Origin of the sequence: Cystobacter fuscus DSM 2262, from assembly GCF_000335475.2 — a bacterium.
In the GTDB taxonomy this organism is placed as follows: domain Bacteria; phylum Myxococcota; class Myxococcia; order Myxococcales; family Myxococcaceae; genus Cystobacter; species Cystobacter fuscus.
Genome location: NZ_ANAH02000004.1, coordinates 1 through 22,884, shown reverse-complemented (window position 1 = coordinate 22,884; position 22,884 = coordinate 1). Strand labels below are relative to the sequence as shown.

Below are 22,884 nucleotides of genomic sequence, written 5' to 3'. Positions count from 1 at the left end.
CGGAGGCCCGTCGTGCAATCGAGCCCCGTGCCTACTGCTTGGGCATGGGCTGGGTGTCCTCGGTCATGGTGTCGTCGTCGTCCATGGACGAGTCGATGGGCGGCGTGGTCCTCATCGGCTCGTCGATGGGCTCGTTGCCGATGGCGTCCGGAGGGGGCGTCATGCCGTTGGGCTCCAGGCCGGAGCCGCCCGTGCCGGGCTCGTCGATGGGCGTGTTGTGCACGTCTGGCTCGCGCTCGCGGATGCCGTCATCGGGCAGCGGAGCGGGCTGGGGCGTGTCGAAGCCCGTGCCCCCCGTGCCGGCGTCATCGGTGGTGGCCGGCGTCATCGGCTCCGGGCTCTTGGTGGCCGAGTCCGTCTTGCACGCCGTCCCGAACGCCACCGCCCCCGTGAGAAGCCCCGCCAGCAGAAGTTTCGTCTTCGTCATGTGTCTTCCCTCCCTGTTGTCGTGCTGGGCGGAAGGTGCGGTTTCCGCGAGTCGCATGCAGGGAACGGCTGCCCGCCAGGCCGCTCTGTTCAGCGGGGTGAGGTAGGGTGCAAGGCCATGACCTCTCCCGAACTCCGACTGGTTCCCGCGCGGCCCGAGCACGTGGACATGTGGAAGGCCCTGCGCGAGGAGCCCGTCTCCCGGCGGCTCGTGCCCATGGAATCCTCGTCGCGCGAGTCCCTGCTCGCGCGGCTTCAGGAGGCGACGCATGACTTGAGTCACCCCACGGCCACGAACTTCCGGTGGATGGTGGAGTGGGACGGGCGGCTCATCGGCACGGTGGCCGCACGGGAGTTGTCGCGCTTCCACGGGCGCGTGGAGATTGGCTACATGCTCTCGAGCGGTTTTCACGGGCAGGGGTTGGGGACGCGCGCGGTGGCGGGCGTGGTGGCGCGCCTCTTCGAGGCCTGGCCCTTCCTGCACCGCGTCTGGCTCATCACGGCGGAGGACAACCTCGCGTCACAGGCCCTGGCGCGCAAGCTCGGCTTCACCCACGAGGGGCTGATGCGCGGGCACTACCTCGTCGAGGGGCGGCGCAAGGATCAACAGGTCTGGGGTCTCTTGCGGCCCGAGTGGGAAGCGCGCCGGGCGCACCTCACCTTCCCCTTCGCGCGGATGCACGACCCGGCTCATGGCTGAGCCGGGCACGCCCGGAGCTTGCCTCGTCCCTCGTGCTCCCTCGGCTCACGAACGCTTGCGCGGGCTGCTCGAGCGCTTCGTCGTGGCGCGCCTGGCGGTGGTGGCGCGCTTGGCGGTGGTGCGCTTGGCGGTGGTGGTCTTCGCCGCTCCGCGCTTCGCGGCGGCGGTGCGCTTGACGGCCTTGCTCTTGCGCGTGGCCGCGGCCTTCTTCGCGGCGGCGGAGCGCTGGGCGGTGGTGCGCTTGGCCATGCTGCGCTGGCCGCCGCGCTTGGAGGACTGGTGGGTCTCGGGCTTGCCGTAGCCGGAGCCACCGGGCTTTTCTCCACCGTGGGACTCGGCGTTCACCGTGGCCCAGGCCCGGCGCACCGCCTCCTTCTTGTCCGTCCCATGTTGCTCGTAGCTCTTCTCGATATGCTCGGCGCGACGCTTCTGCTTGTCGGTGTATTTGCTCTTGTCTCCACGGGGCATGAGGGCACCCTCCTTGACACTCAATTTGAGGAGGCCCGTCCCAAATGCAACCGACCCGGCCGTCAGTGCGTCACCCAGGAGATGAATCTCGATGCGTGATGATCCAGGAGCCGTCCCCGAGGTTGGCGTCTTGTCACTGGAGCACCAGGGCTGCCGCCTCTCGTACGGTGTGGAGGGCACGGGCACTCCGGTGGTGCTCATTCAAGGCGTGGCCGTGCAGGGCGAGGCCTGGCGTCCCCAACTCGATGGGCTCACGGCGCACCACCGCTGCCTGTGGTTCGACAACCGGGGACTCGGCCGCAGCCAGCCCCTGGGCGGCGCGCTCACCGTCGCCCAGATGTCCGAGGACGTCCGCGCCCTCATGGACGCGCACGGCTGGGACTCGGCGCACGTCGTCGGGCACTCGCTGGGAGGGCTCATCGCCCAGCACCTCGCGCTGACCGAGCGCGCGCGCGTGCGCAGCCTGTCCCTGCTGTGCACCTTCGCCCGGGGCCGCCATGTGACGGTGCCCTCGCTCCGGATGATGTGGCTCGGGTTGCGCTCGCGCGTGGGCCCGCGCGCCTGGCGCCGCCGTGCCTTCCTGCGCATGGTGATGCCGCCCGAGGCCCTCCTCCAGGAGGACCCCGACGCGCTCGCCGGCCGCCTCGCGCACCTCTTCGGCCATGACCTGGCGGACTCGCCCCCGGTGGCGATGCGGCAGATGGCCGCCATGGGCGCCTATGACTCCACTCCCCGGCTGAAGGAACTCGCGGGCCTGCCCACCCTGGTGGTGAGCGCCACGGAGGACCCCATCGCCCCTCCGCGCCTGGGCCGGGTGCTCGGCGAGGGCATTCCCGGGGCGCGCTACGTGGAAATCCCCGGCGCCTCCCACGGGGTGACGATCCAGCACGCGGGGCACATCAACACGCTGCTGCTCGAACACCTCGCGCGGGCCGACGCGCCGCGTTGACGCGCCCCGTGTTCAGCCGCGCACGGCGCCGAAGCGGCCCGACAGCGAGGCGAGCACCACGAGCAGCTCCACGGGCTCCACGGGCTTGGGCACATGGCTGTGGAAGCCCGCGAGCAGCGCTCGGGTCCGGTCCTCCACGCGCGCGTAGGCGGTGAGCGCGACGGCGGGGGTGCGGCCTCCCTCCTTGGGCGGGAGTGCCCGGACGCGGGAGATGAGGTGGAAGCCATCCTCGCCCGGCATGCCGATGTCGGAGATGAGCACGTCGGGCAGCTCCTGCTTGAGCCGCTCGAGGCCCTCGGCCACGGACGCGGCGGTGCTCACCTCGGCGTGGCATTCCTCCAGCAGGGTGCGCAGCAGCTCGCGCGTGTCCTGCTCGTCATCCACGACGAGCACGCGCAGGCCCGTGAGCTCCGGTGGACAGGGAATGCCCGGGTGGGCGTGCTGCAGCGAGGGGGGGAGGGTGGCCTCGCGGCGCATGGCCGCGGACAGGGGCAGGCGCACGGTGAAGGTGGCGCCCTGGCCCACGCCCTCGCTGAAGGCAGCCACGGTGCCGCCGTGCATCTCCACGAGCTGCTTGACGATGGACAGGCCCAGGCCGAGTCCGCCGGCCCTCCGGGTGAGGAGCCCCTCGGCCTGGCGGAAGTGCTCGAAGACGTGGGGGAGGAACTCCGGGGCGATGCCCCGGCCCGTGTCCGCCACGGTGATTTCCACCGCCGAGTCCCGCCGCTCGACGAAGACCTGGACGCGCCCGCCCTTGGGGGTGAACTTCACCGCGTTGGACAAGAGGTTCCACACCACCTGCTGCAACCGGTGCGCGTCCCCCATGACGTGGCCGGTGGAGTCCAGCGCCGTCTGCAACCGCAGGCCCTTGGCGTCCGCGGCGGGGCGGACCGACTCGAGCGCCTGCTCCACCACGTGGCCCACCTCCACGGGCCCCACGTCCAGCTTGAGCTTGCCGGACATGATGCGGCTCACGTCGAGCAGATCCTCGATGAGCTGGCCCTGCGCCCGGGCGTTGCGCTCCACCGTCTCCAGGGCCCGCTCGCGCTTTTCCGGCGGCAGGTTGCCATTGCGCAGCACCTGCACCCAGCCGAGCATCGCCGTGAGGGGGGTGCGCAACTCGTGGCTCACCGTGGCGAGGAACTCGTCCTTGAGGCGGTTGGCCTCCTCGGCTTCCTGGCGCGCGGCCTTCTCGCTCGCGAGCAGCCGTTGCCACTCGCGCTCGATGTGGGCGTCGAGCGGAGTGAGGGACTCCGGGAGCAGTCGCCCCTCGGTGACGCGCGAGGGCTCGCGCGGCGCCCCGGCGGCCGCGATGCCCGAGGTGATGAAGCGGGTGAGGACGCGCGCCTCGCCCGGGGAGAGCACTCCGCCTTCCTCCTGGAGGACGTCCGTCACCGCCTCGCCCAGCGACTCATACACGGCGAGCGCGAGCAGGAGGGGGTCTCCCCGCGAGAGCCAGGGGAAGGCGGCGGGGGGGCTCGCGGAGGAGGGATGTTCCCCCAGCGCGCGAGTCAGTCCGTGGAGCAACTCGAACAGCTCGGAGGGGGAGGGCAGCTCCCCGGGGGCGGCCCGCGGCAGGCTCCGGTGCAGGGCCTCGCTCCAGCGGCGCAGCAACTCCTCGCGCCGCTCCTCGAGCACGGTCGGCAGATCACCCATGGGCGGCGTCCGCGAGCGAGTCGGGTGGGGGGAGGCCCCGGGGGCTGAGCGCGTCTGTCTTGTCTTCAGACCACAATGTCAGTCTCCTCCCGACACAATATCCTCACGACCTACATCGATGGCACCTGGGGACAGGTTGCCAGGACGGGTCACGGTGGGGCGGGGTGGATGCCCCGTCGCGGACCGGGGAGGGGAGAGAGGGGAGGGGGCGGGGCCCTGTGTCGGGAGGGCGTGGACGTCAACGGGCGGGACGTGGGCGCGGTGTCCGGGCGCGGGGTGGTTGCTCCCCTGGCGTCCGCTCGGGCTGCGCCGGTCAGATGATGTGGATCCTCTGGAGGTGGCGGGGCGAGTCCGCGTGGAACGCGTTGCGGCCGTGCAGCAGGGCGTGGTTGTCGGCCAGCAGCATGTCGCCATCCCGCCAGGCATGGACGTAGCAGACACGGGGGGCATACAGCGCCTCGCGCAACTCCTGGAGGAAGCCCGCGTGCCTGTCGGCCGGGAGGCCGGCGATCTCGATGAAGAGCGGATTGAGCTTCACGCTCTCGTCATTCAACTCTTCCGCGAAGCGCAGGGTGGTGGCGCCGGTATGCGGGTGCCGCGAGAGCAGAGGCACCGTCACCTGCCCGCCGTAGTGCGCCACCTTCTGCGTGGTGTACGAGATCTCCACCTTGCGCCACTCCTCCCGCTGGGAGGCGGGGGCGCGCTGCCAGACGGTGGGGGTGTGGGTGAAGAGCGTCTCTCCTCCGGTGCCGGGCCAGGGGGCCTCGAGGCACTGGAAGAACTGGAAGCCGGGCACCACCCGGGCGAAGGCGCCATCCCAATGAAGGGGTACGTTGCCGGGGGTGAACAGGTAGTTGCGTGCCCGCTCATGCACGAGGAGCTCCAGCACCGCGCCGAAGTCCCAGGTGAGGATTTCGCCCCAGGTGCCGGCATACTGGACCATCTCTTCCTTGGTGAGGGGCGAGAAGCCCCGCAGGACCACGACGCCGTTGGAGCGGGTCCACTGGCGCAGCAGGGACACCGGCACGTCCCGGAGGTTCGCGCCCGGGCTGGTCACCGCGAGCCCGAAGGGTTCCAGGGGCTGGAGGGACAGCCCGGCCATGGTTTCGAGCCCGCTCTTCATCCGACGTGCTCCTGCAAGGCGCTGGGGGCCACGAAGTGGCTCGGGCGCTGCTCGCGCATGACGAGCGTCGCCTTCATGAGCTCGGCGTCCTGCCGCTTGACGAGCATCAGGCCCTTGCCGGTGTCCAACACCACGCCGTGCCAGGGCGTGAGCCAGTTGTCCTTCGTCCCCACCAGGTGGATGCCAAGCTTGGAGGAGTGGAGCGGCTGGGGGTGGATGGAGAGCCGGAGCGCGTTGGGAAACCGCTCGGCGATCAGGCGGCTCCACGCGTTGCTGCGCTGGATGGTCTTGTAGGCGAGCTCCTGGGTGGACTGGCGCAGCTTGTTCCGGCTCTCCGCCGGCCGGAGCACCACCTGATCCTCGAAGAGGAAACGGTGGATGCCATTGAAGAGGTTGCGCGCGTCCGGCTCGCTCTGGACCTGCCAGCGCAGTGCCTCCAGCGGGGTGGCGTACTGCGCGGTGAGCCGCCGGCGCATCTCGTCATGGTCGATGCCGCCGAAGAGATCCTCCAGGGTATAGAGGCTGATCGCGCTCCCGCCGATGTCGTCGAGGAGCCGGACCAGTTCGCGCTTGTAGTGGGTGACGTCCTCATCCCGGACCGAGACGAGATCACTGAAGACACGTCCGTCCGAGCAGATGGTGAGGCGGGCCCCTGGCGCGTAGACGTGGCCGAGGTGCTCACAGAGGGACTGGAGGAAGCCGAGCGCGACCTGCTCCGCCATGTCCGGCAGGGGCCCGAGCACCTTGCGCGGGTTGGGGGACTTGGCCGGGAAGGCGGGCAGGATGAGGTGGAGCGGCTCTCCTCGCGCCACGCAGCGCTTCACCTGCTCGAGGTGGGGCGCGAAGCACTGCTCGCACGGAGACTGGACACACGCCTCGTCATGACCGGAGCTCAGGCGCCGGAACCGGAAGACCATGCCGAGGAGTTGCCTGGCGATGAGGGACACATCGCCTGTCTTCTGGACCGCTGGGCGCATGGAGAAGGACCTCTACGGGGCGGGTGTAGAGGTAGAGCGGCGCCACGCGGCTCGTGATGGCGCGCACGACGTTCAAGGCGGGGGCTCCTCCTGCCGCCAGTGCCCCCTCCAGCCGTGCGGCCGTCACGGCGAGGAGCAACGCGGCCCGTCTGGAATTGGGGTGGGGCCGCGGGGGAAGAACCCCGCGGCCCCGAGGGGACTACCGCTTCGGCGACTTCATCACCTCACGGGCGGCCTCGAGGACCTTCTCCGTGCTGAAGCCAAACTTCTGCAGCAGGTTCTTCAGCGGGGCGGACGCGCCGAAGGTACGCATGCCAATGACCTTGCCGCTCAGGCCCACCCAGCGCTCCCAGCCGAACGACGAGCCCTGCTCCACGGCCACGCGCGCGGTGACGGCGCGGGGCAGCACCTTCTCCCGGTACGCCTCGTCCTGCTGCTCGAACAGCTCCCACGAGGGCATGCTCACCACGCGCGCCTTGACGCCCTCGCTCTTGAGCTTCTCGTAGGCCTCCACGCACAGCTGCACCTCGCTGCCCGTGCCGATGAGGATGACGTCCGGCGTGCCCTCGCTGTCGGCGAGGATGTAGGCGCCCTTGGCGAGGCCCGAGGCCGGGGCGTACTTCGTGCGATCCAACGTGGGCAGCGCCTGGCGCGTGAGCACGAGCACCACGGGCTGGTGCGTGAGCGGGGCGATGACGCGCCACGCCTCGGTCACCTCGTTGGCGTCGCCGGGGCGCAGCACGATGAGGCCCGGAATGGCGCGCAGGCTGGCGAGCTGCTCGACGGGCTGGTGCGTGGGGCCGTCCTCGCCCACGCCGATGGAGTCGTGGGTGAAGATGTGGATGGAGGGAATCTCCATGATGGACGACAGGCGGATGGCGGGCCGCTCGTAGTCACTGAAGATGAAGAAGGTGGCGCTGTAGGCGCGCAGCCGGCTGAGGGCCAGGCCGTTGGTGATGGCGCCCATGGCGTGCTCGCGCACCCCGTAGTGGATGTTGCGCCCGGACAGGTCCCCGGGCCGCATGGGGCCGGAGAACGTCAGGTACGTCTTGGTGGAGGGGTTCAAGTCCGCCGAGCCACCCACGAGCCACGGGTAGTTCTTCGCCAGGGCGTTGAGCACCTTGCCGCTGGACTCGCGCGAGGCCACGCCCTTGGGGTCCGCGGGGAAGGTGGGCAGCTCCTTGTCCCAGCCCTCGGGCAGCTCGCGCCGCTGCATGCGCCGCAGGTGCTCGGCCTGCTCCGGGTGCTGCTTCTTGTACTCGGCGAGCTTCGCCTCCCACTCGGTGCGCAGCTTCTGGCCGCGCGCGCCCACCCCTTGCGCGAAGCGCTCGCGCACGCCGTCGGGCACGAGGAACTTCGCGTCCTCGGGCCAGCCGTAGTTCTTCTTGGCGCCCTTGACTTCCGCCTCGCCCAGGGCCTCGCCGTGGGCGCTCGCGGTGCCCTGCTTCTTGGGCGCGCCAAAGCCAATCAGCGAGTGCACGATGATGAGCGTGGGCAGGCCGCGCTCCTGCTTGAAGGCGCGGAAGGCGCTCGAGAGCGCTTCCAGGTCATTGGCGTCCGCCACGCGCAGCACGCGCCAGCCGTAGGCCTCGAAGCGCCGGCCCACGTCCTCGGTGAAGGCCAGCTCCGTGCTGCCGTCGATGCTGATGTGGTTGCTGTCGTAGATCCAGCACAGGTTGGACAGCTTCAGGTGGCCGGCGACGGAGGCGGCCTCGCTGGCCACGCCCTCCATCAGGTCGCCGTCGCCGCAGATGGCCCACACGTCGTAGTCGAACAGCTCGAAGCCCGGGCGGTTGAAGTGGTTGGCGAGCCACTGGCTGGCCATGGCCATGCCCACCGAGTTGGAGACGCCCTGGCCCAGGGGGCCGGTGGTGGTCTCCACGCCGCTCGTCCACCGGTACTCCGGGTGGCCGGGAGTGGAGCTGTCGAGCTGGCGGAACTTCTTGATGTCCTCGAGCGAGACGGCCACTTCCTGCGACACCTCGTCCTCGCCGGTGATGCGGCGCACGCCCGTGAGGTGCAGGAGCGCGTAGAGGAGCATGGAGGCGTGCCCGTTGGAGAGCACGAACCGGTCGCGGTTGGGCCAGACGGGCTGGGTGGGATCGTAGCGCAGCTCCTGCTGCCAGAGCTGGTAGGCCACGGGGGCCAGCGCCATGGGGGCGCCCGGGTGGCCCGAGTGGGCCTGTTCCACCGCGTCCATGGCGAGGGTGCGGATGGTATTGATGCAAAGCCAATCGGTGGGATCGTGTGGCATGTCTTGGGACTCCTGAATTTGGGCCAGGACCATGCCCCAAGCGGACGGCGAGTGCCGCAGGATTCGCCCGGAGGGCGTGCCCGGGTCGACAGAGTGACTCGATAAGGCGGGTCGGACTGGCGGTGGGGCCGCCGGGGTGGCATATGAGCGTGTATGTCGATCGAGAAACCGTTGCGGGAAATGGTGCAGGCGGAGCTGAAGACCCGTCTGGCACCCATGCACAAGGCCATCGCGCGCATGGATGCGCGCCTGGGCGTCATCGCCGAGATCGTGGACATCATCCACCGGCTGGCGCCCATGGCCACGCGGATGCAGACGCTGCAGATGGCGCTGCCGGGCATTGGACTTCCCATCCAGGGCCGGGGAAAGCAGCCCGTGGCGCCACCGCCCGCGCCCGCTCCGGCGCCCGCGCCCCGGCAGGCCGCGCCCGCGCCCCGGCAGGCCGCGCCTCCGCCTCCGCCCGCGGCTCCGGCGTCGACCGCCCGGCCTCCCCTGTCCTACCCCACGAGCCGCTATGCGCTGCCGACGACCGCGGCGCCCGTCTACAAGCCCGAGCCCGCTGCTCCGAGCCCCGTGCCGACGCCCCGGGGGCGTCCTCCGGCGAGGGCCGCCGCCGAGGCCCCGAGCGCGCGCGTGAGCGAGGGGGGCCGCCGCTGCGCCGTCATCGGGTGCAAGCGTCCGGCGCGCTCGAAGGGTTACTGCTCGGCGCACTACCAGAAGCTGCGGCTGCTGGTGAAGAGCGGCCGGCGCCCGGCGAGCTGGGTGGACGATGCCGCGTCCCAGTCCGTGGCGGAGGTGGTGCTGCCCCGGGGCCGCGCGGCCTCGAAGGCGCGTGGGGAGCAGGCGCCCGCTCCGGCTCCCACGCCCGTGCGTGCCGAGCCGCCCAAGCCCAAGGTGTGGGTGCGCAAGAAGGGCGCGAAGGACTCCGTCGCGCCGCTGCACTGAGCGCGTGGATGCCCGGCGGCGGGGGTGGCGAGGGTGTCACCCCCTGGCGAGTCATTGACACCTCGGGCCAGGGGTGATTTCCGGCGGGCATGAGCGATCAGTTTCCGGTGACGGTGGCAGTGCGGCGCCCGGATGGGCGAGTGGAACAGGTGCGCGTGGGGACGGCGGTCCGCAACGGTGAGGGGTTCTCGTTGAAGCTGGGGGAGCTGAGCATCGGCTCGTCTCCCGACGCGGCTCCAGCGGCGGCGCCCCGGCGCGCCTATGCCTCGGGTGGTGGTGGCGGCGGCGGTGGTGGCGGCGGCGGTGGGGACGTGGCGGTGTTCCCCAACTATGGCCGCAGCAAGGGGGCGCCCATCCAGGGCGCGACCATGCAGGACCTGGAGTACTACGCCAACGGCGCGCGGCGCTCGCTGGGCGACCCGAGCAAGTCGCGCTGGCACGACCGCGAGCGCGCGCTGCTGGCCTCCATTGAAGCGGAGATCACCCGGCAGCGGGGTGGCGACGGTGGAGGGGGGCACGAGCCGCCCCCGCACGGGGATGACGACTACGGCGGCGGTGGCGGCGGTGAGGACGACAACATTCCCTTCTGAGGAGGGGCCCCGGCGCCCTGCTGGGCGGGGACGTCGTTTTCCTTCTGGGCGGGCAGTCCGGTCGTCGTGAAGCCGCGCGAGGTGGAGGTCAGCGGCAGGCGCAGGGTGATGGTGGTGCCTTGCCCCAGCGTGCTGTTCACCTCCACCTGACCGCGGTGCGCCTCCACGATGCCGCGCACGATGGGCAGCCCCAGGCCGGTGCCCAGCGCCTTGGTGGTGAAGAAGGGATCGAAGAGGCGCTGCATCACCTCGGGAGCGATGCCCGGGCCGGTGTCGGTGATGGAGATGAGGGCGTGGGGCGGGCCCGGCGGCTTCTCCTGGTGGGACACTTCCACCCGGAGCGAGCCGCCCTGGGGCATGGCCTGCAGGGCGTTGAGGAAGAGGTTGTGGAGCGCCCGGTGCAGCAGCTGGGCATCCATGGGGACGTCGGGCAGCGAGGGCTCCAGCGCGCGCGTCACCTGGAGCGTGCTGGGCCGGGGCTCCGTGCTCAGCGCGGACTCCAGCGCCCCTTCCACCACGGGGCCCAGCGGCTGGGTCATCAGCTGCGGCTCCAGGGGCCGGGCGAAGTCCACCAGTCCGGTGATGAGGAGATCCAACCGTCCGACTTCCTCGCCCATGGCGCCGAGCAGCTGCCAGGTGGTGCTGTTGGCGTCGGGCTGGGCGCTGCGGGTGAGGGCGGCCACGGCGTTGGCGATGACGCCCAGGGGGTTGCGCACCTCGTGGGCCACGCTGGCGGACAGCTCGCCCACCGCGGCCATGCGCTCGCGGTGCACGAGCTCGCGCTGGGCGGCCGCCAGCTCCTCGAGTGACGCGCGCAGCTCCTCGTTGAGCCGCTCACTCTTCTCGCGCGCGCGCCGCAGCTCGCTCACCGCCGCGGCGAGCAGCAGCCCCGAGGCGCCGATCACCGCGAGGAAGGACTGGAGGTAGATGAGGCTCGCCCGGGGGGAGGCGGCGCCGTGGGCTTCCAGGACGAAGGGGCCGCTGCCGGTGATGGTGTGCAGGATGGACACCGCGCCGAGCGCGAGCAGGGCGAGGCTGGTGCCCCGGGCCTCGAAGCGCAGCGCCGCCCAGAGGATGAAGGGGAAGGCCGTGTAGGTGATGGGGTGGTGGGGGCTGATGCCGTGGGGGAGCCAGTGAAAGCCCAGGTGCAGGGTGGAGACGAGCCCCAGGAGCAGCACGGCGAACTCCCGCGCGCGCGCGCGGCTCCAGCACACCTGGTCGAGCCGGCCCCAGGTGAGCAAGAGCGGCGTCACCAGCAAGAGACCCATGGCGTCGCCCACCCAGAACACCCGCCACTGCGGCCACCACTGCTCCCAGTCAATCTTCCCGTGGAGCGCCAGCAGGGTGACGCCGGGGGTGGCGTTGAGCACGGGGCTGACGAGCGCCACGGCCAGCAGCGCGAGCACGTCGCGCACCCGCCCGAGCGAGGGGTTGAGGCCCGCGTAGCGGCGCAGCAGGAAGGCGCCCACGAAGACCTCCAGCCCGTTGCAGGCGGACATCAGGAGGGTGCGGGTGTTGGGCCAGTGTCCGGGCATGCTCGTGAACGGCCCCACGAGCACGGCGAGCAGCAGCAGCACGGGCCAGTCGCGCCAGCGCGCCAGGAGCAGCGCCGTGAGCAGCACGCCCGAGGGCGGCCAGATGGCCGAGAGCTGCTCGTGCTGGGGGGACAGCCCCATGCCCAGCCAGGTGCCGAGCCCATACAGCAGCACGAACGCCGCCCCCGCGCCGAGGGGACTCCAGGTCTGGACGATGTGCTTGGGCTTGGGCACGAGAGCGGTGGGAGGTTCACGCTGTCATGAAGCGAGGACGCATGCAAAGCCAGTGGCCCGGGAGACCCGCCGGGTTGTCGGTGGCATGACGTCTGGTCATGGAGCGCATGAGCGCGTGGGCCCGCGGCCTCACGGCTCCTTGGCGAGCAGCCCATGGCGCCGCACCCGGCGGCCGAGCGTCACGGGATCCATCTCCAGCGCCGCGGCGGCGCGCCGCACCACGCCGCCGTGGTTCTCGAGCGCCTCGCGGATGATCTCCTTCTCCAACTGCTCCAACCGCTCGCGCAGGGACCTGGCGCCGCCGGTGCGCACCTGACGCCGCGCGCCCGCGAGGCCCGTGGAGAGCGAGGGGGGAAGGTGGCGAGCGCACACCGGCTCGTCGTCGTTGCACAGCAGCACGGCGCGCTCGATGCAGTTGCGCAGCTCGCGCACGTTGCCGGGCCACGGCGCGAAGCGCAGCGCCTGCTGGGCGTCCTCGGACAGGCCGGTGGCCGAGCGGCGCAGGGTGCGGTTGAAGTGGGCGATGAAGTAGTGCGCCAGGTCCAGCACGTCCTCGGGCCGCTCGCGCAAGGGGGGCAGGTCCACGATGAAGCTGTTGAGGCGGTAGAAGAGGTCGCTGCGGAAGCGCTTGGCGCGCACCTCCTCGGCGAGGTCGCGGTTGCTCGCGGCGATGAGGCGCACGTCCACGCGGCGCACCTGGGTGCCGCCCACCGGCCGCACGTCGCCGCTCTCGAGCACCCGCAGGAGCTTGGACTGGAGCGTGGGGGTGGTGTTCTCGATCTCGTCGAGGAAGATGGTGCCTCCGTCGGCGAGCACGAACAGGCCGGGGTGGTCCGCCACGGCGCCGGTGAAGGCGCCCTTCACGTGGCCGAACAGCTCGCTCTCCAGGAGCGTCTCGGTGAGGGTGCCGCAGTCCTGCACCACGAGCGGTTGGCCGGAGCGGTCGCTGAGCCGGTGGATGACGCGCGCGAGCACCTCCTTGCCGGTGCCCGTCTCGCCCTGCAGGAGCACCGCCACGCGGTGGGGAGCGGCCACGCGCACCAGCTCCAGCACCTGGCGCATGGCGGGGCTGCGGAAGCCGGGCTCGTTGGCCACGCCCAGGTCGGCGGCGAGTCGGGGGGCTTCCCGCGCGCGCTCGCGCAAGAGGTTGCGCTCGAGCTCCAGCGCCGCCCGCCGCTGCTCGGTGCGCAGGCCCAGCTCGCGGCTGGCCTGGAGCACCGCCTGGCGCAGCGCCACGGGCTCGCACGGCGGGGTGAGGGCGCGGAAGATCTTCCCCTGGTTGAACAGCTCCACCAGGCGCGTGGGCATGGCCGGAGCGCAGTAGAGGATGCGGGGGGACAGGTCGCTCGCGGGCCCGGCGCCGGTGGGGTCCGCCTCCGCGCGCCGCATCGCCAGCCGCTCCACGAGCGCCACCGCGCGCGCCTCGTCCCGTCCGCAGATGAGCAGCGCGCTGATGTCTCCCCGGCCCAGCAGCGTGTCCACGTGCTCGGCCGAGTACGCGAAGCGCAGCCGCACGTGGCCCTCCAGCGCCGCGCGCAGCCCCCTCAGCTCCGCCTCCTCCGCGTACACCACCGCCACGTAGAGCTGGTGATCCAACAGGTAGCGCTTGAGCTTCACCCCATCGGCGCCCTCGAAGGCGTGGAAGCTCACGCCCAGGGCCGTCACCCCGCCCTCGTCCCGCTCCACCGGATCATGCCGCCAGCGCACCACGCCGCGCACCTGCACGCGCGCGCGCGAGTCGGGCAGCGTGAAGGTCATCTCCACGTCCTCCCCCTCGCGCGGCCCCTCCTCGGGGCCCGAGGGGGTGGCGATGAGCCCGATTCCCGTCTCGCTGAGGTTGACCGCCCAGCACCCCTGGAGCGCGGGCTGGGTGACCACCTGGACGTGGAGGGGTTTGCGTTCGCTGGGCGGGGGGGCGGTAGGGTCGCTCGGAGACGTCATGCGTGGGGCTCCGTCGCGTCAATCGTGAAACCCGGATGGTGATTCCAGAAAAATCAAGAAAGACCAACATTGTCCAGGGGACCACGGTCGAGGCGGGCAGGGGGCTGGCTGGCCGCGAGGACACCTCGGGAGGGCACGCGTGGAGGGGTGGAACTCGCGCGAAGTGTAACGTGGTGGGCGCTGGAGATGGGCGAGGGACCAGGGAAGACGGGGCGAGCGGGAAAAAGCGTGGAGGAGCGGGGGGGGCCCCCTGTCGGTTGGGAGGGACGTGGTTAGGGTGGGGTGTCGAAGGCGTGCGGCCTGGCGTCCTTTGGCGGGAGGGGTGGTGTCATGCTGACGAGTGCCTGTGCGGTGGATGTGGGTCCGGTGCGAGTGGAGGCGGCCGAGGACCTGGCGCGGCGCCTGGCGCTGGCGATCCCCGGGGACACCGTGAGGGGCTCGCTCTTCCTGGGGTCGCTGGACGCGGTGCGCACGTGGGCGGGGGAGGCGGCGATGCTGCGCTGCGTGGACGCGGGGGGCGAGCCGCGCTTCATGGAGTTCTTCAACTATCCGTTGGGCGCCTTCATGCGGGTGAACGCGGCGGCGGCGTGGGAGCTGGCGCCGGGGTGCGGGGGGTGGGATGCGGCCCAGCGGCTGTTGGGGCAGCGGGCGGCGACGGATCTGCTCGCGTCCGCGGCGGGCAAGGCGCTGCTGTTGCTGTCGCGGTGCGAGACGAGGCGGCTGGTGGGCAACCTCCCCTCGGCGTACCGGGCGGCGGTGAATCACGGGGATCGCTCGGTGTCGTGGGAGGGCTTCTGCCGGGGCCGCGTCACCATGCGGCGCGACTTCATGCCGTGCGCTTTCCACGAGGGCCTGCTGCGCGCCGTGCTGGAGTCCACCAAGGCGCGCGGGGTGGAGGTGGTGGGCTCGCGCGTGGACGTGCTGGACAGCGAGTACGTGCTGTCCTGGGAGTAGGCGGCCGGCCCCCTCGCCGGGGATGACCTGTCATGTCGGAGGTGACCTGTAGTATCAGGGCCTTTCAGGTGACCTGGAAGGTGAGACATGCCATGGGAGCGGGAAGCGGCGGGGGAGACGTCGGGAGGGGTGGAGGGCGAGGGCGGGGAGGAGCGGGAGGCCCGGGCGCGGGTTGACGGCGGAGGGAGGGCGACCCAGGCTCGTGGCATGGCGGCGCGATCCGGCAAGGCGGACAGGTATCCCCGGGCCCCCCCGCAGCGGGAGTGGGACGCGCTGAGCCCGGAGGAGCGGGCGCGGGTGGTGGAGGCGCTGCCCGGAGAGGTGACGTACGCGGAGATGTCGCCGCCGGAGGGGGACCGGCATTTCCAGGCGAAGGTGAAGGCGCTGGACACGCTGCGCGGCCATTTCGCGCGGCAGCGGCGGCGCGTGTACCTGGCGGCGGAGATGCCGGTGTACTACCCGGGGGCGCGCCGCTTCGCGCCGGACCTGATGGCGGTGCTGGGCGCCGAGGCGCACGAGCGGGACAAGTGGGTGGTGAGCGCGGAGGGCAAGGGCCTGGACTTCGTGCTGGAGGTGCACGTCGGAGGGCCGCGGAGCAAGGACGCGCGCGAGAACGTGCTGCGCTACGCGAGCCTCGGCATACCGGAGTACTTCATCTACGACCGGCGGCGGCAGCGGTTGCACGGGTACCGGCTGCCGGCGCCCGAGGCACGGGTCTACGAGCCCCTGGAGCCGAGCGGGGGCGTGTATGTCTCGGAGCAACTGGGGGTGGAGTTGCGCCTGGAGGAGGGCCGGCTGCGCTTCTACTCCGGGCAGGAGATGCTGCTGGAGCCCGAGGAGGTGATCGCCCGCCTGGAGCAACTGACGGAGGGGCTGCAGCGGCGGGTGGACGAGGAGGCCCGGCTGGCGAAGGAGCTGCGGCGGCGTATGGCCGAGGAGGCCCGGCGGGTGGAGGAGTTGCGGCAGCGCGCGGACGAAGAGGCCCGGCTGCGCCAGGAAGCCCAGCGCCAGGTGGAGGAACTCCGGGCGGAGCTGGAGCGATTGCGGCGAGGTTCTCCACCGTAGTGCGGGGGAGCACGGCTTGACGTCGCGGGGAGGGGGTGTGAAGGGGCGCGCATGAACAAGCGCCTCGTCCTGCTCTCGAGTCTCCTGCTTTTGCCCGCCTGCCAGACGACGCACACGGTGACGCTGGTGGGGATGACGGACTACCACTCGCACGCGGAGCCCTTCTACTCGGAGGGGGAGCCAGGGCAGGGCGGGGTGGCTCGGGCGCTCGCGTACTTCCGGGCGGCGAAGGCGAGGCCGGACACGCTGGGGGTGTCTGGGGGCGATTGGGTGAACCAGGGCGTGCCCGTGTGGAGTGACGAGTACGGGTGCGTGGAGTGGCCGTGGTTCAACGGGCTGGTGGACATGATGGCCCTGGGCAACCACGACCTGGACTATGGGGCGGAGGCGTTCGCGCGTTGCCGGGCGGCGGTGGACTACCCGGTGTTGTGCGCGAACCTGGTGGGAGCGGACGGCTCGCCCCACTTCCAGGTGGAGGGGCGGCCCTACCTCGTGCGGGAGGTGGGGGGCGTGCGGCTGGGCTTCTTCGCGGTGGCGGGGCCGGACATGCAGCGGCTGGTGAAGGCGGAGCGGCTGCCTTTGGGGACGCGGTGGACGGACGCGACGGAGGCGGCGCGGGTGGTGGTGGGCGCCCTGCGCGAGCGTGAGCACGTGGACGCGGTGGTGCTCATCGGCCATCAGCTGCGCGAGGACGACGAGGCGCTCGCGCGGGCGGTGCCGGGCATCGATCTCATCCTCGGCTCGCACTCGCATGCCCGGGAGGACCTGCGGGTGGTGCCGGGCACGAGGACGTACACGGTGTCCTCCTACCAGTACCTGGCGTACGTCTCCGAGGTGCGGTTGCGCTTCCAGGGACGGCGGCTGGTGGGGGTGGAGGGGGGGCTGGTGAAGATGGACGGGGCGCGGCCGGAGGACGCGGAGATGGCGGCGAGGGTGGAGGAGTTGGGGCGCGCGTTGAGGGAGAAGCGGCCGGAGCGCTTCGTGGGGGTGGGCCGGCTGTCGAGCCCCCTGGGGGACGAGGGGCTCACGACGGGGGAGGCGGAAGTGGGCACCTGGGCGACGGAGGTGTGGCGCCGGGCGGCGGGGGCGCGGGCGTTCTTCGCGATGGCGGCGGGGTTTCGGGCGGGGCTGCCCGCGGGGGAGGTGACGCGGGAGGCGTTCGAGGGGGCGTTTCCGTACCGCAACGTGCTGGTGACGGCGGAGATGACGGGGCAGCAGCTGGCGGACTGGGTGGCGCTGAGCGAGTCGAAGCGGGGGACGGACGGCTACAGCCAGCGCAGTGGGGTGAGCTACCGGGTGCGCGGGGGGCGGGTGGAGGACCTGCGGGTGCTCAGGGACGCGGCGGACCCGGGGGCGGGGCAGGAGCCCGTGCGGCCCGAGGGGCGCTACCGGGTGGCGACCACGGATTTCCAGGCCTTCGTGGCGGGGGGCTACAAGGAGGCCTTCGCGGGGGCGAGCGAGGTGCGGCGCACGGAGCTGGACACCCAGGCGCTGCTCCAGGCGGCGCTGCGCGAGGGGGAGCGGCCCGTCTCCGGGCGCTGAGGGCCCCGCCGGGGCGGTGGGTGGGAGACAAGGCCCGTCACTCGGGGCTGGCGGGGAGGCGGGCGCGGTGTACAAGGACGTTTCACGCGCGAGCGCTCAGGGAGAGACACACCGCATGGCACGCGACATCGTCATCTGGCCGAACAAGGTTCTCAGCACGCCGACCAAACCCGTGACGGACTTCGGGGAGAGCCTCACGAAGCTGCTGGACGAGATGTTCGAGGCCATGAAGGAGGCGGAGGGGATTGGCATCGCGGCCAACCAGATTGGCGTGCCCTTGCGCCTGTCCTGGGTGGGCCGGGAGGACGGGACGTTCTTCGAGATCATCAACCCTCAGATTCTGGAGAAGTCGGGGCCGGTGACGCTGGAGGAAGGGTGTCTGTCGGTGCCGGACCTGTTCGAGAAGACGCCGCGCTTCCACAAGGTGAAGGTGAAGTACCAGGACCGGACGGGGGCGTGGCACGAGCTGGAAGCGGAGGGGAAGCTCGCGCACGTGCTGCAGCATGAGATCGGGCACCTGGACGGCTTCGTCTTCGTGGATCTGCTGTCGGGGCTCAAGCGGGGCCTGGCCATGGAGAAGATGAAGAAGCTGCAGAAGGCGCTCCAGCGCCGGAAGAACGCGGACGAGTAGCCGAGCGGGGCCGGGAGGACCCCCCTCTGGCGCGAGGAGGGGGAGACGTGATGGATTGGGACTCCGCCTGCCTACCCAGGAGTGGCTTCACCGTGGAAACCGTCGTCCTGTGTGCTGTTCTCGGCATGGCGGGCGTGTGCGCGCTGGTGCTGGGGTGCTACCGCCGGGCGCGGGAGGGCGAGGCCCTGGTGCTCGTGCGCGGGGGCGAGCCCACGCGGGTGCGCTTCGGGGGCACGTGGGTGTGGCCGGTGGTGGAGCGCGCGGAGGTGTTGGACCTGTCGGTGCGCAAGGTGGTGGTGGAGCGCCGGGGGGGGCAGGGCTTGTCGTGCCGGGACGGCATCCGGGTGGACTTGCGGGCCACGTTCCTGGTGAAGGTGCCGCGCGACGAGGTGGGCGTGCTGCGGGTGGCGCGGGAGGTGGGGTGCGCGAGGGCGAACCAGCCCGGCGAGGTGCATGCGCTCCTGGAGGAGCGCTTCGCGTGCGCGCTGGCGCGGTCGGTGAGCACGTTCAACTTCGACGAGCTGGTGGCGGACCGGGGCCTCTTCATCGACCACGTGGGCGTCGAGGTGGGCACCGAGCTCTTGGGCTTCCGGCTGGAGCGGATGTCGTTGGGCCGGCTGGAGCAGACGCCGTTGGATCAACTGGATCCGACGAACGTGGTGGATGCGCGGGGCATCCAGAAGCTGACCGAGCGTGCCTCGCAGCTGTCGGTGGACGCCGGGGGGCCGTGGTCCTCCGAACTGGGGGCGGCGGCGGTGCGTCCGAGGGAGAGCGCCGAGGAGGAGCTGATGCGCGAGGTGGAGCGGGCGATGACGGACCGCACGCGGCGCAACTGAGCGCCGCCAGGAGGGGCCCGAGAGGGACTATCCCTGGAAGCGCGAGCAGTCGATGTCGTACTTGGAGACCTTGTAGTTGACGATGCGCTCGGTGGTGCGCAGCAGGCGTGCGGCCTTGGCGCGGTTGCCCCGGGTGGTTTTCAGCGCATCGAGGATGAGGTCCTTCTCGAACTGCTGGACGGCGTCGGCGAGCGAGGTGTTGGGGGCGGTCTCGGAGGCCTCGGCGGTCTGGAGGGTGGGCGGCAGGTGGTGGCCGTGGATGGCGTTGCCGTCGCAGACGAGCACGGAGCGCTCGATGATGTTCTCCAGCTCGCGCACGTTGCCGGGCCAGTGGTAGCTCACGAGCATGTCGATGGCAGGGGTGGAGATGCGGCGGATGTTCTTGCCGTGCTCGTGGGCGTACTTGGCGACGAAGTGGTCGGCGAGTAGCAGCAGGTCGGATTTGCGCTCGCGCAGGGGCGGGATGAAGAGGGTGAAGACGTTGAGGCGGTAGTAGAGGTCCTCGCGGAAGGACTTCTCGGCGATGGCCGTCTCCAGGTCCTTGTTGGTGGCGGCGATGAGGCGCACGTTGGTCTTGATGGTCTCGGTGCCGCCGACGCGCTCGAACTCGCGCTCCTGGAGCACGCGCAGGAGCTTCACCTGGGTGGCGAGGTTGATTTCGCCAATCTCGTCGAGGAAGAGGGTGCCGCCCTCGGCGAGCTCGAAGCGGCCGCGCTTGCGCGTCTGGGCGCCGGTGAAGGCGCCCTTCTCGTAGCCGAAGAGCTCGGACTCGATGAGCGTCTCGGGCAGGGCGGCGCAGTTGACCTTGATGAAGGGCTTCTTGGAGCGGGTGGAGTTGTAGTGCAGGGCGTGGGCGATGAGCTCCTTGCCGGTGCCGGACTCGCCGCGGATGAGCACGGTGGTGTTGGTGCGAGCGACCTGGTGGATCTGCTCGTACACCTGGCGCATGGGGCCGCTCGTGCCGATGATGTTGGAGAAGTCGTAGCGCTCGCGCAGCTCCTGGCGCAGGGTGGTGTTCTCCTCGAGCAGCTTCTTGCGCTCGTCCTCCAGGAGCTGGTGCGCGGCGAGCGCCTGACCAATCATGGAGGCGATGACGCTGAACAGGCGCGTCTCCTCGGTGAAGTCGCGCTCCTTGTCGTAGACGAGGTCCACGCCGAAGGCGCCCACGGGCTTGCGGTTGAGGAGGATGGGCACGCAGATGAAGGAGAACTCCTGGGTGCCGCTCTTGCGGCCGCCGAACGCCCGGTGGAGGAAGAGCGGCTCGCGGCTGACCTCGGGAACGACGACCGGCTTGCCGCTCTGCACCACGCGGCCGGTGATGCCCTCGCCCAGCTTGTAGCGGGTGTCGCGGCCCTCGGAGTTCAAACCGATGGACGCCTCGATGTAGAGCTCCTGGGTGTCCGGGTCCATCAACGTCACGGTGCCGCGCACCACGCCGTGGTAGCGCTCGATGCGCTCGAGCACCCGGTGCAGGGCGGCCCTCAAGTCATGGGCCCCCGCGAGCGCCTGGCTCACCTCCAACAGGCTCGCCAGGGCCGCGTGTTCTCCCGTCTGCTCCTCCATTCGCTTCGCCATGCGCGTGCCTCTTCCGGAAAAAGCCGCCTCTCCGGGGAAGCCCTCCGGTCGACTGAAGAGTCAAAAGACTCTTTCCTACATTTTTGTCGGCTCGAAAGCCAGGACCTACGAAATTGTAGGTAGGGGAAGGGGGCTCCTGGGGGGAGGGCGCCCACATCTCTGTCCGTCAGCGGGCGTCAGCAGGACGGAGCGCGTCGGATTCTAATCAAGCGAAGAAGACCGGACCGACCGAGCGGTAGGTGGAGGCTCAAGGATGTGGGAAGAGGAGGGGCGTGGCCGGGCGCGGGGCTTCTTGGGGGTCGAGAGTTCCGACAATTTTGTAGGAAGGCGAAGGAGAGCCGACAAAAACGTAGGAATCCAGGGGGAAGGGGAGGGGTTGAAGGAGCGCATTCCCAAGGATTCAGCGGACTTGCCTCGATTCAGGGGCGGGAAAGCCGGCTGGCATCGCATCTGCAATGAAGCTCAGACATCGAGCCCCTCGCGGGCTCCGGAGCAAGAGGCCCCCCGACAGGGCCGGAGGAAGTCCGAATGCGCAAGGTGATGGCGGAGTACATCTGGATCGACGGTCAGAAGCCGACGGCGAAGCTGCGCTCCAAGATGAAGGTGGTGGAGGTTCCGGAGATCAAGAGCCTCTCGGACTTGCCGGACTGGGGCTTTGACGGCTCGAGCACCTACCAGGCCGAGGGCAAGAAGAGCGACCTGTTGCTCAAGCCGGTGCGCTACATCCCCAATCCGCTGCGCCCGGGCACGACGGACGTGCTGGTGATGTGCGAGGTGATGATGCAGGATGGCACTCCCCATCCGAGCAACACGCGCGCCCCGCTGCGCGCGGTGGCGGAGAAGTACGCCTCGCACGAGACGTGGTTCGGCCTGGAGCAGGAGTACACGCTGTTCGAGGGCAACCGTCCGCTGGGCTGGCCGGAGAAGGGTTTCCCGGCGCCGCAGGGCGGCTACTACTGTGGCGTGGGCAGTGACGAGGTGTTCGGCCGCAAGCTGGTGGAGGCGCACGCCGAGGCGTGTCTTCGCGCGGGCCTGCACCTCAACGGCACGAACGCCGAGGTGATGCCCGCGCAGTGGGAGTTCCAGATTGGCCCGATCACGGCGCTGGAGATGGGTGACGAGCTGTGGTTCGCGCGCTGGCTGCTCTACCGGATGGGCGAGGACTACGGCATCAGCGCGACGCTGCACCCCAAGCCGGTGAAGGGTGACTGGAACGGCGCGGGCTGCCACACGAACGTGAGCACCAAGGCGATGCGCGAGCCGGGTGGCCTGAAGGTCATCGAGGCGGCGTGCGAGAAGCTGCGCGCGCGGCACGAGGCGCACATCGCGGTGTACGGCGCGCACAACGTGGAGCGCCTGACGGGCCAGCACGAGACGGCGCCCATCAATGTCTTCCGTTACGGCAACAGTGACCGTGGCTCGTCCATCCGCATCCCAATGGGGACGGTGAACGAGGGCAAGGGTTACTTCGAGGATCGTCGTCCGGCCGCGAACTGCGACCCGTACGAGGTTTGCCGCATCATGCTCGAGACGATCTGCGGCTGAGATCGGCTCCAAAGGACTCCTTGGGGTAAGGAGGCGCTGGCTTGGCGGACGGGAGGTGTCGGGCTTCCCGTCCGTCAGGCCCTGCGTTAGCCCCCGTGGCGGCCGAGCGAACGAGCCCCCGACGGTTGTCCCCCATGTCCCCGGGTACATAGCTTCTTCGTGTCGAGGTGAAGTCAGTCCTGTACGCGAACACGAGGAGGCAGCCATGGGTGAGTGGACGGACAAGACGAAGGGGAAGGTGAAGGAGACCGTCGGCGTGGCCACGGGAGACCGTGAGCTGGAAGCCGAGGGCAAGAAGGACACCTTCAAGGGCCACGTGAAGGAGAAGATCGAGGACGCCAAGCGCGTCATCAAGGACGCGGTGGACGGCGAGCCGCGGCGCAACGAGCCGTAGCGGTTGGACGGCATCCGACAACCAGGGCTTCGGGGAGCAGGCTCCTCGGAGCCCTTGGCTTTTGCGGGCTCGAGCGGGTGTCGGTCTGAGCGAGGGACGGGCGGCCTGGCGGGCCTCGACAGATCTCCATGAGGTGGGGTTGGCACGGCGCTGGGGGCTGCATTAGCTCTCTGTCGTGAGGGGCGAAGCCGCCTCTCCGGGCGCGACCCACGAGGGGCCTGCGCCCCCTCAACTCCGCGCGGACCTGCAGGAAGAAAAAAAGCGGCGGAGCGTGTTGACTCGAAACGCGGTGGTGGTAGAAGCCGCGCCCCCTCGGACGGGAAAGCGAAGCCGCATTGGCGGTGGGACACCCGGACGAGAAAGACGAAATACCGAGTCGACGAAGGGATGTTGACTCAAGACGCGGCGGTGATAGAAGCCGCGCCCCCACGAACCGGAGAAGTCGCGCAGGCGACCGAAGACGGCGAGCGGGGATGAGGGAGTCGACGAAGGTGGTTGACTCCCCTGGGACGAGGCGATAGAAGCCGCGCCCCCTCGGACGGAA

Annotated in this window: 20 protein-coding genes; 11 read left to right on the top strand and 9 right to left on the bottom strand. The window is 70.6% G+C overall.

Annotation, left to right across the window (positions count from 1 at the left end):
- Positions 1-31: 31 nt before the first annotated feature.
- Positions 32-427 (bottom strand): hypothetical protein, encoded by a 396-nt coding sequence (locus tag D187_RS49405; protein ID WP_002632703.1) that lies wholly within the window; start codon positions 425-427, stop codon positions 32-34.
- A gap of 117 nt (positions 428-544) precedes the next feature.
- Here D187_RS49405 and D187_RS04605 point away from each other — a divergent pair, with 117 nt between their 5' ends.
- The gene (locus D187_RS04605) at positions 545-1,126 is read left to right on the top strand and encodes a GNAT family N-acetyltransferase (RefSeq protein ID WP_002632704.1); all 582 of its coding nucleotides are present in this window, start codon (positions 545-547) and stop codon (positions 1,124-1,126) included.
- A gap of 45 nt (positions 1,127-1,171) precedes the next feature.
- On the opposite strand, the gene D187_RS04600 is transcribed toward D187_RS04605, so the two are convergent.
- Positions 1,172-1,594 (bottom strand): hypothetical protein, encoded by a 423-nt coding sequence (locus D187_RS04600; RefSeq protein WP_002632705.1) that lies wholly within the window; start codon positions 1,592-1,594, stop codon positions 1,172-1,174.
- Between the two features lie 91 nt (positions 1,595-1,685).
- Between D187_RS04600 and D187_RS04595 the strand changes: the two genes are divergently transcribed.
- Positions 1,686-2,543, top strand: coding sequence for an alpha/beta fold hydrolase (locus D187_RS04595; RefSeq protein ID WP_002632706.1), 858 nt, complete (start codon positions 1,686-1,688; stop codon positions 2,541-2,543).
- 12 nt (positions 2,544-2,555) lie between these two features.
- Here the strand turns inward: D187_RS04595 and D187_RS04590 are convergent, their stop codons facing one another.
- The 4 genes from D187_RS04590 to tkt all read right to left on the bottom strand — a co-directional run bounded on the left by D187_RS04590 (position 2,556) and on the right by tkt (position 8,553).
- Positions 2,556-4,199, bottom strand: a complete 1,644-nt coding sequence (locus D187_RS04590) for a hybrid sensor histidine kinase/response regulator (RefSeq protein ID WP_002632707.1) — start codon at positions 4,197-4,199, stop codon at positions 2,556-2,558.
- Between the two features lie 313 nt (positions 4,200-4,512).
- Positions 4,513-5,322, bottom strand: a complete 810-nt coding sequence (locus D187_RS04585) for a TauD/TfdA dioxygenase family protein (protein WP_002632708.1) — start codon at positions 5,320-5,322, stop codon at positions 4,513-4,515.
- Entirely contained in the window at positions 5,319-6,299 is a 981-nt protein-coding gene (locus D187_RS04580; protein ID WP_002632709.1) for an L-tyrosine/L-tryptophan isonitrile synthase family protein, read from the bottom strand. Before D187_RS04580 ends, D187_RS04585 begins: the two co-directional genes overlap by 4 nt.
- A gap of 199 nt (positions 6,300-6,498) precedes the next feature.
- Complete coding sequence (gene tkt, locus D187_RS04575) at positions 6,499-8,553, bottom strand: transketolase (RefSeq protein ID WP_002632710.1); 2,055 nt, start codon at positions 8,551-8,553, stop codon at positions 6,499-6,501.
- Positions 8,554-8,706: 153 nt separating this feature from the next.
- On the opposite strand from tkt, the gene D187_RS04570 reads away from it, so the two are divergent.
- Together D187_RS04570 and D187_RS04565 are read left to right on the top strand one after the other, a co-directional pair.
- Positions 8,707-9,498 (top strand): hypothetical protein, encoded by a 792-nt coding sequence (locus tag D187_RS04570; RefSeq protein ID WP_020917775.1) that lies wholly within the window; start codon positions 8,707-8,709, stop codon positions 9,496-9,498.
- Positions 9,499-9,587: 89 nt separating this feature from the next.
- Positions 9,588-10,088, top strand: a complete 501-nt coding sequence (locus D187_RS04565; RefSeq protein WP_002632205.1) for a hypothetical protein — start codon at positions 9,588-9,590, stop codon at positions 10,086-10,088.
- Here D187_RS04565 and D187_RS04560 read toward each other — a convergent pair.
- Complete coding sequence (locus tag D187_RS04560; RefSeq protein ID WP_002632206.1) at positions 10,043-11,857, bottom strand: MASE1 domain-containing protein; 1,815 nt, start codon at positions 11,855-11,857, stop codon at positions 10,043-10,045. The genes D187_RS04565 and D187_RS04560 overlap by 46 nt on opposite strands.
- Positions 11,858-11,986: 129 nt before the next feature.
- On the bottom strand, positions 11,987-13,798 hold the full coding sequence (locus D187_RS04555) for a sigma 54-interacting transcriptional regulator (RefSeq protein ID WP_002632208.1): 1,812 nt from the start codon (positions 13,796-13,798) through the stop codon (positions 11,987-11,989).
- 330 nt (positions 13,799-14,128) lie between these two features.
- Between D187_RS04555 and D187_RS04550 the strand changes: the two genes are divergently transcribed.
- The 5 genes from D187_RS04550 (at position 14,129) to D187_RS04530 (ending at position 18,826) form a co-directional block, all read left to right on the top strand.
- A complete protein-coding gene (locus D187_RS04550) occupies positions 14,129-14,752 on the top strand; it encodes a TIGR02265 family protein (protein ID WP_002632209.1) in 624 nt (207 codons plus the stop codon).
- A gap of 87 nt (positions 14,753-14,839) precedes the next feature.
- The gene (locus D187_RS04545) at positions 14,840-15,817 is read left to right on the top strand and encodes a Uma2 family endonuclease (RefSeq protein ID WP_002632210.1); all 978 of its coding nucleotides are present in this window, start codon (positions 14,840-14,842) and stop codon (positions 15,815-15,817) included.
- A 51-nt stretch (positions 15,818-15,868) separates the two neighbouring features.
- Positions 15,869-17,359, top strand: a complete 1,491-nt coding sequence (locus tag D187_RS04540) for a bifunctional metallophosphatase/5'-nucleotidase (RefSeq protein ID WP_002632211.1) — start codon at positions 15,869-15,871, stop codon at positions 17,357-17,359.
- A gap of 115 nt (positions 17,360-17,474) precedes the next feature.
- Positions 17,475-17,990: a peptide deformylase gene (gene def / locus D187_RS04535; RefSeq protein WP_020917773.1), complete on the top strand. Its 516-nt coding sequence runs from the start codon at positions 17,475-17,477 to the stop codon at positions 17,988-17,990.
- Between the two features lie 92 nt (positions 17,991-18,082).
- Positions 18,083-18,826: an SPFH domain-containing protein gene (locus D187_RS04530; RefSeq protein ID WP_002632213.1), complete on the top strand. Its 744-nt coding sequence runs from the start codon at positions 18,083-18,085 to the stop codon at positions 18,824-18,826.
- Between the two features lie 27 nt (positions 18,827-18,853).
- On the opposite strand, the gene D187_RS04525 is transcribed toward D187_RS04530, so the two are convergent.
- Complete coding sequence (locus D187_RS04525) at positions 18,854-20,401, bottom strand: sigma-54 interaction domain-containing protein (protein WP_002632214.1); 1,548 nt, start codon at positions 20,399-20,401, stop codon at positions 18,854-18,856.
- Between the two features lie 528 nt (positions 20,402-20,929).
- On the opposite strand from D187_RS04525, the gene glnII reads away from it, so the two are divergent.
- Positions 20,930-21,946: a glutamine synthetase GlnII gene (gene glnII, locus D187_RS04520; protein WP_002632215.1), complete on the top strand. Its 1,017-nt coding sequence runs from the start codon at positions 20,930-20,932 to the stop codon at positions 21,944-21,946.
- 205 nt (positions 21,947-22,151) lie between these two features.
- On the top strand, positions 22,152-22,340 hold the full coding sequence (locus D187_RS04515; protein ID WP_002632216.1) for a CsbD family protein: 189 nt from the start codon (positions 22,152-22,154) through the stop codon (positions 22,338-22,340).
- The last annotated feature ends 544 nt before the right edge of the window (positions 22,341-22,884 follow it).